Annotated in this window: 14 protein-coding genes and 1 tRNA gene; 11 read left to right on the top strand and 4 right to left on the bottom strand. The window is 68.3% G+C overall.

Going from position 1 to position 13,903, the window contains the following annotated elements; all coding sequences use genetic code 11:
- Positions 1-2 precede the first annotated feature (2 nt).
- Positions 3-497 carry a helix-turn-helix domain-containing protein gene (locus IG196_RS31415; RefSeq protein WP_192194357.1) on the top strand — a complete coding sequence of 165 codons (495 nt, stop codon included), beginning with the start codon at positions 3-5 and terminating at the stop codon, positions 495-497.
- A complete protein-coding gene (locus IG196_RS31410) occupies positions 490-1,218 on the top strand; it encodes a nucleotidyl transferase AbiEii/AbiGii toxin family protein (RefSeq protein ID WP_192194356.1) in 729 nt (242 codons plus the stop codon). The genes IG196_RS31415 and IG196_RS31410 overlap by 8 nt, the downstream gene beginning before the upstream one ends.
- A gap of 28 nt (positions 1,219-1,246) precedes the next feature.
- On the opposite strand, the gene IG196_RS31405 is transcribed toward IG196_RS31410, so the two are convergent.
- The gene (locus IG196_RS31405) at positions 1,247-1,753 is read right to left on the bottom strand and encodes a GFA family protein (protein ID WP_192194355.1); all 507 of its coding nucleotides are present in this window, start codon (positions 1,751-1,753) and stop codon (positions 1,247-1,249) included.
- Positions 1,754-1,931: 178 nt separating this feature from the next.
- Between IG196_RS31405 and IG196_RS31400 the strand changes: the two genes are divergently transcribed.
- Both IG196_RS31400 and IG196_RS31395 read left to right on the top strand, forming a co-directional pair.
- Positions 1,932-2,645, top strand: a complete 714-nt coding sequence (locus IG196_RS31400; protein ID WP_192194354.1) for a 2OG-Fe(II) oxygenase — start codon at positions 1,932-1,934, stop codon at positions 2,643-2,645.
- Positions 2,646-2,872: 227 nt separating this feature from the next.
- Positions 2,873-4,837: an adenylate/guanylate cyclase domain-containing protein gene (locus tag IG196_RS31395; protein WP_192194353.1), complete on the top strand. Its 1,965-nt coding sequence runs from the start codon at positions 2,873-2,875 to the stop codon at positions 4,835-4,837.
- A 41-nt stretch (positions 4,838-4,878) separates the two neighbouring features.
- Here IG196_RS31395 and IG196_RS31390 read toward each other — a convergent pair whose 3' ends face one another.
- Positions 4,879-5,346: a YbaY family lipoprotein gene (locus IG196_RS31390; protein WP_225616862.1), complete on the bottom strand. Its 468-nt coding sequence runs from the start codon at positions 5,344-5,346 to the stop codon at positions 4,879-4,881.
- 7 nt (positions 5,347-5,353) lie between these two features.
- Positions 5,354-7,348: an acetoacetate--CoA ligase gene (locus IG196_RS31385; protein WP_192194352.1), complete on the bottom strand. Its 1,995-nt coding sequence runs from the start codon at positions 7,346-7,348 to the stop codon at positions 5,354-5,356.
- A gap of 99 nt (positions 7,349-7,447) precedes the next feature.
- Here IG196_RS31385 and IG196_RS31380 point away from each other — a divergent pair, with 99 nt between their 5' ends.
- Genes IG196_RS31380 through fahA form a run of 7 tightly spaced genes read left to right on the top strand, consistent with a single transcriptional unit; the run spans position 7,448 to position 13,739 of the window.
- Positions 7,448-8,218 (top strand): TetR/AcrR family transcriptional regulator, encoded by a 771-nt coding sequence (locus tag IG196_RS31380; protein WP_192194351.1) that lies wholly within the window; start codon positions 7,448-7,450, stop codon positions 8,216-8,218.
- Positions 8,215-9,162, top strand: coding sequence for an ABC transporter substrate-binding protein (locus tag IG196_RS31375; RefSeq protein ID WP_192194350.1), 948 nt, complete (start codon positions 8,215-8,217; stop codon positions 9,160-9,162). The genes IG196_RS31380 and IG196_RS31375 overlap by 4 nt, the downstream gene beginning before the upstream one ends.
- A complete protein-coding gene (locus IG196_RS31370; protein WP_225616861.1) occupies positions 9,159-10,016 on the top strand; it encodes an ABC transporter ATP-binding protein in 858 nt (285 codons plus the stop codon). Before IG196_RS31375 ends, IG196_RS31370 begins: the two co-directional genes overlap by 4 nt.
- The gene (locus tag IG196_RS31365) at positions 10,009-10,779 is read left to right on the top strand and encodes an ABC transporter permease (RefSeq protein WP_192194348.1); all 771 of its coding nucleotides are present in this window, start codon (positions 10,009-10,011) and stop codon (positions 10,777-10,779) included. The genes IG196_RS31370 and IG196_RS31365 overlap by 8 nt, the downstream gene beginning before the upstream one ends.
- Complete coding sequence (locus IG196_RS31360; RefSeq protein WP_192194347.1) at positions 10,776-11,567, top strand: ABC transporter permease; 792 nt, start codon at positions 10,776-10,778, stop codon at positions 11,565-11,567. The genes IG196_RS31365 and IG196_RS31360 overlap by 4 nt, the downstream gene beginning before the upstream one ends.
- Positions 11,568-11,607: 40 nt before the next feature.
- Positions 11,608-12,414 carry a cyclase family protein gene (locus tag IG196_RS31355; RefSeq protein ID WP_056574620.1) on the top strand — a complete coding sequence of 269 codons (807 nt, stop codon included), beginning with the start codon at positions 11,608-11,610 and terminating at the stop codon, positions 12,412-12,414.
- Between the two features lie 2 nt (positions 12,415-12,416).
- Positions 12,417-13,739 carry a fumarylacetoacetase gene (gene fahA, locus IG196_RS31350; RefSeq protein WP_192194346.1) on the top strand — a complete coding sequence of 441 codons (1,323 nt, stop codon included), beginning with the start codon at positions 12,417-12,419 and terminating at the stop codon, positions 13,737-13,739.
- A gap of 55 nt (positions 13,740-13,794) precedes the next feature.
- Here the strand turns inward: fahA and IG196_RS31345 are convergent.
- A tRNA-Gly gene (locus IG196_RS31345) sits at positions 13,795-13,870 on the bottom strand.
- Positions 13,871-13,903: the final 33 nt, after the last annotated feature.

Raw genomic sequence — 13,903 nt, 5'->3', positions numbered from 1 at the left:
ATATGCCATCCACCGCACCGCCGACCTTCGAAGGAGCCAGCCGACGCCTTGAAGCGTTCGGCCGGCATATCCATGCCCGGCGGAAGTCGCTCAGGATCAGCGCCACCACGGCCGCCGAAGCGGCGGGCATGTCGCGCATGACGCTGCATCGCATCGAACGCGGAGAGCCCTCCGTCACGATGGGGGCCTACATGAACGCGCTGGCGGCATTGGGTCTGGATGTCGAAGTGACCGCACCGGTCGAAGGTACCGCCAAAGAGATGGTGACGCCGGCGCCCTCGCGCACGCCGACGAAGACCGTCCGGGTCGGCGACTTCGCGCAGCTGCGTCGCCTGGCCTGGCAGTTGCCGGCGGACGCGGAGCTCACACCCGAGGAGGCCTGGGGCACTTACGAACGCAACTGGCGCCACGCCAATCCGTCCGCGCTCGAAGACAACGAGCGCCAGTTGCTGGCCGAGTTGGCCCGCATGCTGGGCCGGAAGCCGCTGGATGTTTGAGCGCGCGCACCATCGCCAGGTCGCCGAGGTGCTCGCGGCGCTGAACGCGACCCTGCTGGTGGACAACCAGTGCCTGTTCGGCGGCGGCACGGCCATCGCGCTGCGCCATGGCGAATACCGCGAGTCGGTCGACATCGACTTCCTCGTGTCCGATGTGGCGGGCTACCGTTGCCTGCGCCAGCTGGCCACCGGCAATGAAGGGCTGCGCGCGCTCGCCCGGGAAGGCGCGACATTGCAGCAGGTGCGCGACGTGCGCGCCGACCAATACGGCATCCGCAGTGCCGTGCGCGTGGGCGAGACCGACATCAAGTTCGAGATCGTGCTCGAGGCGCGCATCGCACTCGAAGTGCCCGGCGCTGCAGACCGCATCGACGGCATCGCCACCCTCACGCCGCTGGACATGGCGGCGAGCAAGCTGCTCGCCAACTCCGACCGCTGGGCCGACGACAGCGTGTTCAGCCGCGACCTGATCGACCTGGCCATGATGCAGCCCGGCAAGCCCTTGCTGCAGCGCGCGGCAAGCAAGGCCCGCCTCGCCTACGGGGACAGCATCGATGCCGATCTTGCAAAGGCGGCCGATGCGCTGCTGACGCGGCCCGGACGCATGGAGCGATGCATGCACATGCTGCAGATGACCGCGATTCCGCCGGCACTGCTGCGCAAGCACATCAAGGCCCTGCTGCCACGAACACCTCGCACGAAGCGCAGCCCCGGCGCTTGAGCTGGGACCCGGGCCGGGCCAGGTCCGATCAGGCCATTGGAGCCGGCCGCGCACCCTGCTCCGCATACGCCTGAATCAACGCCGGGAAGGCCGCGAACTCCGGCAGCTTGCCAAAGCTGTGCACCGCCGGCGTCGTCGCCCAGGGCAGTTTCTCGTCGGTCCAGGTTTCCACGAAGGGCACGACCCATTCGTGCCGGTCCAGCATCGTGGGCCGCAGGTTGACAAACTCGTTCATGCCTTCGGTACGGGTGAACATCCAGCTCTTGCAGTGCGGGCAGAAGAAATGGTGCGAGTCGCCGTGCAGGCCGCCGATGACGGGTTCGCCCGACACCACCTCGAAGCCCGGCGTCGGGATCGCCAACGACAGTGAGAACGCGCTGGCGCTCATGCGCTGGCAACCGGTGCAGTGGCAGGCCATGGCCAGCAGCGGCGGTGCGGCGATGCGCAAGCGCACCTGGCCGCAGCGGCAGCCGCCGCTCCACGGAAGTTGCCAGTCGCTGGCGGTGTCTTGAGGGGCGTTGCTCTGGGTGCTCATGAGGTGCTTTCTGGCTTGATTTTCAGAATGATCGCTCAAGACGTGTCCCGCTTCGTCAGCCGATTCAAAGCCCATGCGATCCCTTCGCGAAACAACAAGAACACTGCCGTCCAGCGCTTCGAAACCCGCGTCCGAAAACGGCGAGCCCGCATTCCGCAGCAGCGCGACACTGCTCCCCATGACCTCCCCCGTCCCCTCCCGCGTCGACGCCCTCGACTGGCCCCGCATCGACGCCGACCTCGCCACGCGCGGCTGCGCCGCCATCGGCGCGCTGTTCACACCGAAGGAATGCGCCGCACTCGCCGCGATGTACGAACAGCCGCAGCATTTCCGCAGCCGCGTGGTCATGCAGCACCACGGCTTCGGCCAGGGCGAGTACCAGTACTTCGCGAACCCGCTGCCGTCCAAGCTCGTGGCGTTTCGCAGCGCGCTGTACGAACGCCTCGCGCCGCTGGCCAATGCATGGGCCACTGCGATGGGCCAGCCGGCCGACTACCCGCCGGACCACGCAACCTACCTCGCGCGTTGCCACGCGGCGGGCCAGCTGCGCCCCACGCCGCTGCTGCTGCGCTATGACGAAGGCGACTACAACTGCCTGCACCAGGACCTGTACGGCGACCTGCAATTTCCGCTGCAGCTCACGGTGCTGTTGAGCCGGCCCGGTGAAGACTTCACGGGTGGAGAGTTCGTGCTGACCGAGCAGCGACCGCGCATGCAGTCGCGTGCCGAGGTGGTGCCGCTCGCGCAAGGCGAAGCGGTGATCTTCGCGGTGAACCAGCGGCCCGTGGCCGGCACGCGCGGCAGCTACCGCGTGACGATGCGCCATGGCGTGAGCCGCGTGCGCAGCGGACGGCGCCACACGCTGGGCCTGATCTTTCACGACGCGCGCTAACCAAAACGAACGCCCGTTCGCAAGCAAGCCCTCGGGCGCGGCAACGTTGCACCGAGCGTGCAAAGTTGCACATATGTACCAATTACAGGCGAAAATCCCGCGCGCATCTGGGGGGATTGCCAGGATGGCCGGCGCACACGATCGGCCCCGCAACCCCCTCCGGACGTCGGACCACGACCTCGTGAGGAGGAGCCGAGGTCCGTTCCGAGTTGTCGTCAGGGAGCTGTATGTACAAGAAATCGTCCGGGCCTCCGGATGTGGCGGGTCGCCCGTCTTTCGCGCACGCCACCACGCCGTTGCCACCGCCTTCGTCCCCCTCTTCTGCTGAACCTCCTGTGCCCCGGCGACCGCGTCGCTTCCGGGTCGATGTCGGCTCCATCGTCAGTGCCGTGGCGCTTGCGCAGTCGCTGCTGCTGGTGACGCTGGGCTACTGGGGCTCGCAGCGGCTGGTGACGACGATCGGCAGCTCGGCGCACAAGTCGAACCACGACCGCATCGAAGACAAGGTGCTGGCCTTCCTGTCCAAGGCCGAATCGGCGGTCGGCGCGATCGGCAGCTCGCCCAGCCTCACGCCCGCGGGCGAGAACGTCGAGCGCACGGCCGAGCTTTTGTGGACGCTGCTGCAGCAGTCGCCCGAACTCGACAGCGTCTACGTGGCGAACGTCGAGGGCAAGATGCTGATGGCGCTGCGCTACCCGGTGCCGGCCATCCGCCACATTGCGCGCAGCGCCGACTTCACCACCGAGACCTGGCAGTACAAGCTGCCGCTGGGCTCCGAGGCCGATGTGCAGCAGCGCTTTGCCACGCAGCGCGTGGAGGCCTACCGCAGCAACTACAACCCGACGCAGCGCAGCTGGTTCGTGCAGGCACGCAAGACGCAGGCGCCGGTCTGGACCAGCCCCTATGTGTTCGCCGCCGCGCAGGAGCTGGGCGTGACCTACGCGCTGCCGAGCCAGCGCCGCCAGGCCGAGGGCAGCCCGCAGGCGATGGTGGTGGCGGGCGACGTGTCGCTGGGCCGGCTGTCGGAGTTCGTGCGGCTGTTCAGCCGCAACGGCAATGGCAACAGCGCGCTGCTCAGTGCCGACCACAAGGTGCTCGCACGCAGCGACATGCCGGGCGTGCTGCACACGCTGGAGGCACCCACCGGCGCACTCGGCGCGCTCGATGCGCAGATGGCGGCCGACGGCATCGCCGGCAGCGGCAGCGACAGGGCCTTCGCGTTCAGCCACGAAGGCAAGCGCTACCTGGTGCAAGCCTCGCGCATTCCCGCCACGGGCTGGCAGCTGGTGAGCTGGGTGCCCGAAGACCTGCTGCTGGGTGGCCTGCGGCGTGCGGTGGCGTGGTCGCTGCTGCTGGCGCTGGTGTTCCTGGGGCTGGCACTGTACATGTCGCTGAAGCTGTCGAAGCTGGTGACGGCGCCGGTCGAGAACCTCTCGCGCATCGCGCACCGCATCGGCCGCCTCGAGCTTGACGACCTGCCGCGCGAGCCGAGCCGCGTGCTCGAAATCCAGCACCTCGATCAGGCGCTCGACGACTCGGCGCGCAGCCTCAAGGCCTTCCGCAAGTTCGTGCCGGTGGACGTGATCAACCAGCTGGTGGCACAGGGCCACGCACTCGCGCCCAACGGCTCGCCGCGCCAGGTGACGGTGATGTTCACCGACGTGGAAGGCTTCACGTCGATTTCCGAATCGATCGCGGCCGACGTGCTGGTGCGCCAGCTGACCGCGTACTTCAACCTCGCGGCCGACGTGTTCGCGCGCCACGGCGGCGTGATCGACAAGTTCATCGGCGATGGCATCATGGTGCTGTGGGGTGCGCCGGCCGACCTGGAAGACGCCGAGTACAAGGCCTGCTGCGCCGCGCTGGAACTGCACGCCGAAATGCACGCGCTCAACCGGCAGTGGGCCGAACAGGGCCTGCCCGAGTTCCGCACGCACATCGGCATTCACACGGGCGTGGTGGTGGCGGGGGTGCTGGGGTCGAACGACCGGCTGTCTTACACGGCGTTCGGCGACGTGGTGAACGTGGCGAGCCGCATCGAAGGCGCGAACCGCCAGCTGGGCACGCGCATGCTGATCTCGGAAGTCACCTACGCGGCCCTGAAGGGGCGGCTGGCCACGCGGCGCATCGAAGAGCTGGTGGAGCTGCGCGGCCGGCAGACGCGCATGGTGCTGCACGAACTGCTGACTTGATCGGGACGGACCCGCGCGAACGTCGCGCGGGTTGGAGTCGATCAGCGCGAGGGACGCGGCGGCGGCGGTGGCGTGGTCGCGCGCACCAGCATCAGGTTGGCGGTCGTGCCGTTGCCCTGCGTGAGCACCGAATACTGCGTGTCGTTGATGAACAGCAGTTGCTCGCCACGCGTGATGCGCGCCGCTACGGCGTAGCGCATGCGCGGGTCGATGCGTGCGGCATCGACGCTCAGTTCGAACGCGAAGGGCGGCTGCTTGCCGTTGGCGGGAATGCGCTGCTCAGCGAGCACGACCGAAGGCGCGTCCATGCGCGACACGTCGAGCAGTTGCACGCGCACTTCGGCTGCAGGGTCGAGCGCGATGCGCTCGCGGTAGGCCACGGTGCCGGTCACGCGCAGCGGTGCGGCGCCCGGTTTGGGTGTGCCCGACGTGTCCGGGGAAGCGCAGGCGCTCAGGACGGAGGCTCCGGCAATCGCGGAGAGCATGAGGAGGCTGGTGCGTCTTTTCATCGGCCCATTATGCGGAGGCACGCTCCGCGGCGAAAGCCACATACCAATCCAGGCTGCCGGGGTTTGCCATCGCCTCGCGGTTCACGACCTTCTCGATGGGCTGCCCCAGCAGCAGCTTCTTGATCGGCAGCTCCTGCTTCTTGCCCGACAGCGTGCGCGGAATCTCGGCCACCTGGAAGATGTCGTTGGGCACGAAGCGCGGCGACAGCGAGGTCTTGATGGCGTTGTTGAGGCGCGTGCGCATGGCGTCGTCGAGCGCCGCGCCGGGGCGCAGCACCACGAACAGCGGCATGTAGCTGTCGCGGCCCAGGTACTCGAGGTCGACCACCATCGAGTCGAGCACCTCGGGCAGGCCCTCGACCGCGCTGTAGATTTCGCTCGTGCCCATGCGCAGGCCCTGGCGGTTGATGGTGGCGTCGCTGCGGCCGTAGATGATGCAGCCGCCGTCGCTGCCGATCTTGATCCAGTCGCCGTGACGCCACACGCCCGGGTAGGTGTCGAAGTAGCTCGACACGTAGCGCGCGTTGCCCTCGTCGCCCCAGAAGTACAGCGGCATCGAGGGAATGGGCTGCGTGCACACCAGCTCGCCGACTTCCCCGATCACCGGCTGGCCCTGCTCGTTCCAAGCCTCGACCGCGTGGCCGAGTTCGCGGCATTGCATCTGGCCCGGCACTTCGGGCAGCTCGCGGTTGCCGCCGACGAAGGCGCCGCAGAAGTCGGTGCCGCCCGAGATGTTGCACCACCACACGCCGCTCGAGCCCGCATCGAGGATCTGCTGCGAGCCCCAGCGCTGCACCTCGTCGGGCAGCGGCGAGCCGGTGCTGCCGAGTGCGCGCACGCGCGACAGGTCGCCGCAGTCTTTCGCGACGAGACCGGCCTTCATGCAGTTGGTGAAGTAGGCCGCGCCCGCGCCGAAGAAGGTGACGCGGTGCTTCGCAACAAAGCGCCACAGCACGCCCCAGTCGGGCTTCTCCTTGCTGCCGGCCGGGTTGCCGTCGTAGATGCAGATGGTGGCGCCGAAGGCCAGGCCCGAGAGCTGCGAGTTCCACATCACCCAGCCCGTGGAGCTGTACCAGTGGTAACGCTCGCCGAGGTTGTTGGCGCCGTAGCTCGCGCCCACGTCGTTGTGCAGGCCGCAGGCGTGCATGGTCAGCAGGATGCCGCCCTGCCCGTGCACGATGGGCTTGGGCAGGCCCGTGGTGCCGCTCGAATAGACGATCCAGATCGGGTGATCGAAAGGCAGCCACTCGGGCTCGAAGGCCGCGACCTCGGCGTCGTCGCGCGCAATGGCCTGCTGCCATTCGACGTCGTGCGCCACCGCGTTCGCAGCAAAGGGCGTCTGCACGAGCAGCAGCTTCTGCACGCTCGGCAGCTGGCCGCGCAGCTCTTGCAACACGGTGCTGCGATCGAGCGGCTTGCCACCGTAGTGCACGCCGTCAACCGCGATGAGCAGCGTGGGTTCGATCTGGCGGAAGCGGTCGGCCACGGCGGCCGTGCCCATGTCGGGCGCGCACACGCTCCACACCGCGCCGATGCTGGAGCACGCAAGAAACGCCACCATGGTCTCGGGCACGTTCGGCATGTAGGCGGCCACGCGGTCGCCGCGGCGCACGCCGAGCGACTTCAGCGTGAGCGCCACCGCGGCCACCTGCCGACGCAGCTCGGGCCACGACAGCTCGCGCACCTCGCCGCGTTCGTTGTCGCTGACGATGGCGGGCAGGCCGGCCGCATGGGCCGCGTCGGCGTGGCGCAGCACCTCGCGCGTGTAGTTGACCTGCGCACCGGGGAACCAGCGCGCACCGGGCATGCGCCGTTCAGCGAGCACCGCGGTGTGCGGCGTGGGCGAGTGCAGGCCGGCGTAGTCCCAGATGCTCTGCCAGAAGGCATCGAGGTCGGTGACGGACCAGCGCCACAGCGCGTCGTAGCTGTCGAAGGCCAGGCCGCGCGTGTCGCGCAGCCAGTTCTGATAAAGGCGGATCTGGGGGATGTGGGGAGCGGGCATGCCACGAGGTTAGCGCCGCGAACGGCCCGGCTCAATGAGGGTTGACCTCAGGGTTTGTACGTGTGTTCAACATTTTTGTACAGCCGTTCAATACGCCCCATGAACGCTCGCACACCGACGGCCCGCAAACGCAGCACCTCACGCGCCTCAGCCGCCTCAAGCGCCGCGCCCGAGGCCGCGCGACCCGACCGCCGACAGGCGATCCTGCTGGCGGCCGAGAAGCTCTTTGCGCAGCACGGCTACCACGCGGTGACGATCCGCCAGATCGCCGAAGAAGCCGGTGTGCCGCTCGCGCTGGTGGGCTACTACTTCGGCCCGAAGCACGAGCTGTTCCACGCGATCTTCGAACACTGGAGCCACAGCATCGACGAGCGGCTCGCGCGCCTCGCGGCCATGACCATCGACCCCGACGACGCGCGCACGCTGCCGCGCATCATCGAGGCCTTCACCGCGCCCGTGCTGGCGCTGCGCGCGAGCACCGAGGGCGAGTACTACGCACTGCTGGTGGCGCGCGAGCTGTACCACGCGACTGAAGAAGCCGACCGCGTGCTGCGCGGCTACTTCGATCCGCTGGCCGAGGCCTACATCGACGCGCTGCATGTGGCGCTGCCGCACGCCACGCGCAGCCAGGTCGCGTGGGGCTACCAGTTCGCGCTGGGCGCGCTGCTGCACCACCTGACCGACAGCCGCATCGAACGGCTCTCGCGCGGCGAGAACACACGCGCCGACCCAGCCGTGGCGCCGATGCTCGTGAACTTCATTGCCGGTGGCCTGCGCGCCGCGCTGCCGAAACCGAAGGCGACTTCAAAGGCCCCCGCCGCCAAGTCCTCACGCACGAAAAAGACCATCCCCAGGAGACCCCAGCCATGATGAAAAGACGCACCCTGCTGTCGGCGCTCGCGGCCGCTTCGGCCACCGCCTCGTTGCCTTCGCGCGCACAGCAGGCGCACCCGAAGATCGTGTTCGGCTACACGGCGGTGACCGACTTCGCCTCGGTCTTCGTGGCGGCCGAAGAGGGCTACTTCAAGAAGCGCAGCCTCGACGTGGAGCTGAAGTTCATTCCGCTGAACTCCACCATCCCGGCCGCGCTGCAGTCCGACTCGCTGCAGATCGGCGGCCCCACGCCTTCGGTGTTCCTGCAGGCGGTGGACGGCGGGCTCGACCTGGTGCTGGTGGCCGGCGGTGGCCTCACCTCGAAGACGATCACGGGCTTCGGCCTCGTGGCACGCGCGGGCTCGGGCATCAAGAACGCGCAGGACTGCGTGGGCAAGAAGATCGGCGTGCCGGGGCTCGGCGCCTTCCTGCACGTGACCTTCCGCGCGTGGCTGAAGGACAGCGGCGTCGACTACCGCAAGGTGAACTTCATCGAGGCTGCGTTCCCGCAGCATGCCGACCTGCTGCGCGGCGGCTCGGTCGATGCGGTGGTGTCCGCCGATCCGTTCATGAGCCGCATCACCGAGAGCGGCGCGGGCTACGTGGCCTCGTACTACTCGACCTTCCTGCCCGAGAACAACCAGACCATCGTGCATGCGGCCAAGCGCGAGTGGGTGGCGAAGAACCCCGCCACGGCGCGCGCGTTCCGCGAGGCGCTGGTCGAATCCGCGGCCTTCATGCAGCAGACGAAGAACGACGCCAAGGTGCGCACGGCCATCGGCAAGTACATCAAGCTGCCGGCCGAAGTGCTGGCCAAGGTGCAGGTCTCGCCACCGGGCCCGGTCGTCACCGACAAGCAGCTGGGCTACTGGACCGGGCTCATGAAAGAGCAGGACATGCTCAAGACGAACATCGACGTTGCGAAGCTGATCGCCAAGTGATTTCCGCACCTGCCCCGATCACCACGCGCGCCGCGCTTTCCGCGAGCGTTGCAGGCTCGCCAACAAGTTCGGCGATGCAAGCCACGCCCTTCCTGCGCTTCGATGGCGTCACCATCCGCTTGGGCGGGCGCGAGATCCTGTCGCCCACGTCATTCGACGTGGCGCGCGGCGAGTTCGTCTGCATCGTCGGCCCGAGCGGCTGCGGCAAGACCACACTGCTGCGCGCAGCCAGCGGCCTCGTCACCGCCAGTGCCGGTGAGGTGCGGCGCAAGGGCGTTGCGATGACGGCGCCCTCGCGCGAAGTGGCCTTCGTGTTCCAGGACTACGGCCGCGCGCTGCTGCCGTGGCGCACGGTCGAAGGCAACGTGAGCCTCGCGCTCGAAGCGGCCGGCGTGCCCACGGCCGAGCGCGCGCCGCGCATCGCCGACGTGCTCGGCAAGGTCGGGCTCGCGAAGCACGCGCACAAGTTTCCGGTGCAGCTGTCGGGCGGCATGCAGCAGCGCGCGCAGATTGCGCGCTGCCTCGCGCAGAAGCCCGAGCTGATGATGATGGACGAGCCCTTCGGCGCCCTCGACGCACTCACACGCCAGAGCCTGCAGGACGAGCTCGCACGGCTGGTGCGCGACGACGGGCTCACGGTGCTGTTCGTCACGCACGACCTCGAAGAAGCCATCTACCTCGGCGACCGCGTGATCGCGCTGCAGGCCAACCCCGGGCCGGGGCGGCCCAGCCTTGCACGGATGATCGACGTGAAGATCCCGCGCCCGCGCGACCAGCTGACGACCAAGGAGCATCCGGACTACCTGCAGTTGCGGCGTGAACTGTTCGCTTTCATCGAGCAGGGCCATGACTGAAGGTCGCCTCTTTCGCTGGCTGCGGCCGTGGGTGTTTCCTGCGGTGCTGGTCGGCGCCTTCGAGTGGTACGCGCGGCGCGCGGCAGCGTTGGGCAGCGATGCACTGGCGCCACCGACCGCGGCCGCCAAGGCCTTCGTCGGCGCGGCGATGGACGGCTCGCTCTGGCAGGCCACGGGCTTCACGCTCGGCACGGCGGCACTTGGCCTGCTGCTCGGTGCGGTGCTCGGCATTGCGCTCGGGCTGGTGCTCGGGCTCTCGCGCCGTGCAGCGCAGCTGGGCTCCGTCTCCATCGAGGTGCTGCGCCCCGTGCCTTCCGTCGCGCTGATCCCGCTCGCGATGCTGGGCTTCGGTTTCGGCGTGCGCATGGAAGTGGCCATCGTCGCCTTCGCCACCTTCTGGCCGCTGCTGGTGCTGGTGCAGTCGGCGGTGCAGCAGATCGAGCCCCGGCTGCTCGAAGTGAGCCGCGTGCTCGGCCTGTCGGCGCGCGAACGTGCCTTCAAGATCGTGCTGCCGGCCATCGTGCCGCGCCTGTTCGTCGCGCTGCGCCTCGGTGTGGCCGTGGCGCTGGTGGTGGCCGTGACGGTCGAGATCGCCGCGAACCCGCACGGCATGGGCTACGCGATGATGATCGCGCAGCAGAGCTTCGACCCCGCGCTGATGCTCGCGTGGCTCGGCTGGATCGGCGTGGTGGGCTTCGCGGTCAACGCGGGCATGGTGCGCCTGCAATCCTTCGTCGCGCGCCGCATGGGGGTGCAGCCATGAACAACCGCAACGACCGACTGGGTCTGGGGTGGTTGGGCTCGGTGGGCGTGCTGCTCGCACTGGTTGCGCTGTGGTGGGTGGCCAGCAACGCGGGCTGGGTCAGCCGCGTGTTCCTTCCAACGCCGCAGGCCACCTTCGCGAGCCTGCTCGAAGGGCTCAACCTCTCTGCGGGCAACGATGGCAACGGCGAACTGCTCGCCTTCACGCAGGCCACGGTGGGCCGCATGGTCGAAGGCTGGCTGCTCGCCTCGCTGTTCGGCGTGCTGCTGGGCGCGGCCATCGGCGTGTCGCCCGCAGTGCGCGCGTGGGTGCAGCCGACGCTGGAGTTCATCCGCCCGCTGCCCGCCTCGGCGCTGCTGCCGCTGGCCATTTCGATCTTCGGGCTGAACCCCGGCATGGTGCTGTTCGTGGTCGCCTTCGGCGCGATGTGGCCGGTGCTGCTGGCCACGGTGCACGGCTTCGCGGCGGTGGAGCCGCGCCTGTCGGAAGTGGCGCGCTGCCTGCAGATGTCGCGCGCCGCGTACATCTGGAAGATGGGCCTGCCCAACGCCATGCCCGACATCCTGGCCGGCATGCGGCTGGCGCTGACCATCGCGCTGATCGTCGCGGTGGTGGGCGAAATGATCGCCTCGCAAAGCGGCCTGGGCCAGGCCATTCTGCTGGCGGCCCGCGCCTTCCGCGCCAGCGATTTGTTCGCCGGCATCGTGCTGCTCGGGCTCATCGGCTTCGTGAGCAACGCGCTGCTGGCCTTTGCCGAAAAGCGCCTGCTGCGGTGGCAGCAGCCCTGATCAATTCCATCAAATCCAACACCCCACAAGGAGCCTCGCCATGCCACGCAAGTTCGTCGACCTGTCGATCTTTCTCGAAAACGACGTGCTGTCCGATCCGCCGGCCTTCGCGCCGAAGATCCAGTACTTCACGCACGACAACACCTTCGAGCAGATCGAGCCCTTCTTTCCCGGCCTGAAGAAAGAAGACCTGCCCGATGGCGAAGGCTGGGCCGTGGAGCTGGTGCAGCTGTCCACGCACAACGGCACGCACCTCGATGCGCCGTACCACTTTCACTCGACGATGGACAAGGCGCTGGGCGAAAAGAAGCCCGCCATTGCCATCCACGATGTGCCGCTCGAATGGTGCTTCCAGCCCGGCGTGAAGCTCGACTTTCGCCACTTCGCCGACGGCTACGTGGTCACGGCCGCCGACGTCGAGGCCGAGCTGAAGCGCATCAACCACACGCTGAGCCCGTTGGAGATCGTGGTGGTCAACACGCGCGCCGGCTCGCGCTACGGCAACAACGACTATGTGTCGGCCGGCGCGGGCATGGGCTACGAAGCGACGATGTACCTGCTGGAGCGCGGCGTGCGCCTCACGGGCACCGACGCGTGGAGCTGGGACGCGCCGTTCGTGCACACCGCGAAGAAGTACGGCGAGACGCAGGACGCCTCGCTGATCTGGGAAGGCCACAAGGCCGGGCGCGACATCGGCTACTGCCACATCGAGAAGCTGCACAACCTCGAGGTGCTGCCGCCCACGGGCTTTTTCATCAGCTGCTTCCCGCACAAGATCCGCGGCGCTTCGGCAGGCTGGACGCGCGCGGTGGCGATCTTCGACGACGCGCTGATGGCGTCGGTGTGAACATGATCGAACTCAACCACACGCACGACGTTGGCGCCCGCAGCTGGGTCGCATCGGCCAACGTCGCGGGCTGCGACTTTCCGATCCAGAACCTGCCGTATGCGATGTTCCGTCGCACCGGCAGCCCCGAGCCGTTTCGCGGTGGCGTGGCGATCGGCGATCAGGTGCTCGACCTCGCGGCGCTGGCCGCCGGATCGCATGTCGACGGCCTCGCGCTCGATGCGGCGCGCGCCGCCGCCCTGCCCACGCTCAACGATTTCTTCGCGCTCGGCCCGTCCGCCTGGCAGGCGCTGCGCCATGCGGTCTTCGCGCTCTTGCGTAGCGATGCACCGTCAGCGACGGCGGATGATCTGCGCGGCTGCCTCGTGCCGCAGGCCGAGGTCGAATACGCCGTGCCCGCGCGCATCGGCGACTACACCGACTTCTACACCTCGATCGACCACGCGCTGAACATCAGCCGCTTGATGAACCCCGACGGCGACGTCACGCCCAACTTCCGCTGGGTGCCGACGGCGTACCACGGGCGCGTGTCGACCATCGGCGTGAGCGGCCAGCGCTTTCACCGGCCGATGGGCCAAGCCATGGCGCCCGGCGCGAAGGCGCCGACCTACCAAGCCTGCGCGCGGCTCGACTACGAACTGGAGCTGGGCGTGTGGATCGGCCAGGGCAATGCGCAGGGCGAGGCGATTCCGCTCGAACGCGCGGAGGCGCACATCTTCGGCCTCTGCCTGCTCAACGACTGGTCGGCGCGCGACATCCAGTTCTGGGAAATGGCGCCGCTCGGGCCCTTCCTCGCGAAGAACTTCGCCACCACGATCTCGCCGTGGATCGTGACGATGGAAGCACTGGCGCCCTACCGTCAGGCGTGGACGCGGCCCGCGAACGACCCGCAACCGCTGGCGTACCTGGAAAGCACCGCGAACCGCGAAGGCGGCGCGCTCGACATCCGGCTCGAGGTGTGGCTCGAAAGCGAAAAGGCGCGCGAACAGAAGACCGGGCCGTCGCGCCTGTCGGGCACGAGCTTCCGGCACCAGTACTGGAGCATTGCGCAGATGGTGGCGCACCACACGGTCGGCGGCTGCAGCCTGAACCCGGGCGACCTGTTCGGCAGCGGCACCATCTCGGGCCCCGGCGAGGGCGAGGCCGGCGCGATCATCGAGCTGACCCGCGCGGCGCAAAGCCCGGTGGCGCTGGCCAACGGCGAAACGCGCGGATTCCTGGAAGACGGGGATGCGGTGCTGTTGCGCGGCTGGTGCGAGAAGCCCGGCCATGCGCGCATCGGTTTCGGCGAAAGCCGGGGGACCGTGCTGCCGGCCCGGGGATAAAGGCGGCGCGCCAATGAAAAAGGCCACCTGGTGAGGTGGCCTTTTTCATGCGATTTGGAGCGGGAAAAGAGTCTCGAACTCTCGACCTCAACCTTGGCAAGGTTGCGCTCTACCAACTGAGCTATTCCCGCGTGAGCCTCAGATTATAGGGTGGTTCGGGGCCG

The sequence above is a fragment of the Variovorax sp. 38R genome (assembly GCF_014843395.1).
Classification (GTDB): domain Bacteria; phylum Pseudomonadota; class Gammaproteobacteria; order Burkholderiales; family Burkholderiaceae_C; genus Variovorax; species Variovorax paradoxus_H.
The sequence above is the reverse complement of the archived record's forward strand: the minus strand, read 5'-3'. Positions and strand labels throughout refer to the sequence as shown.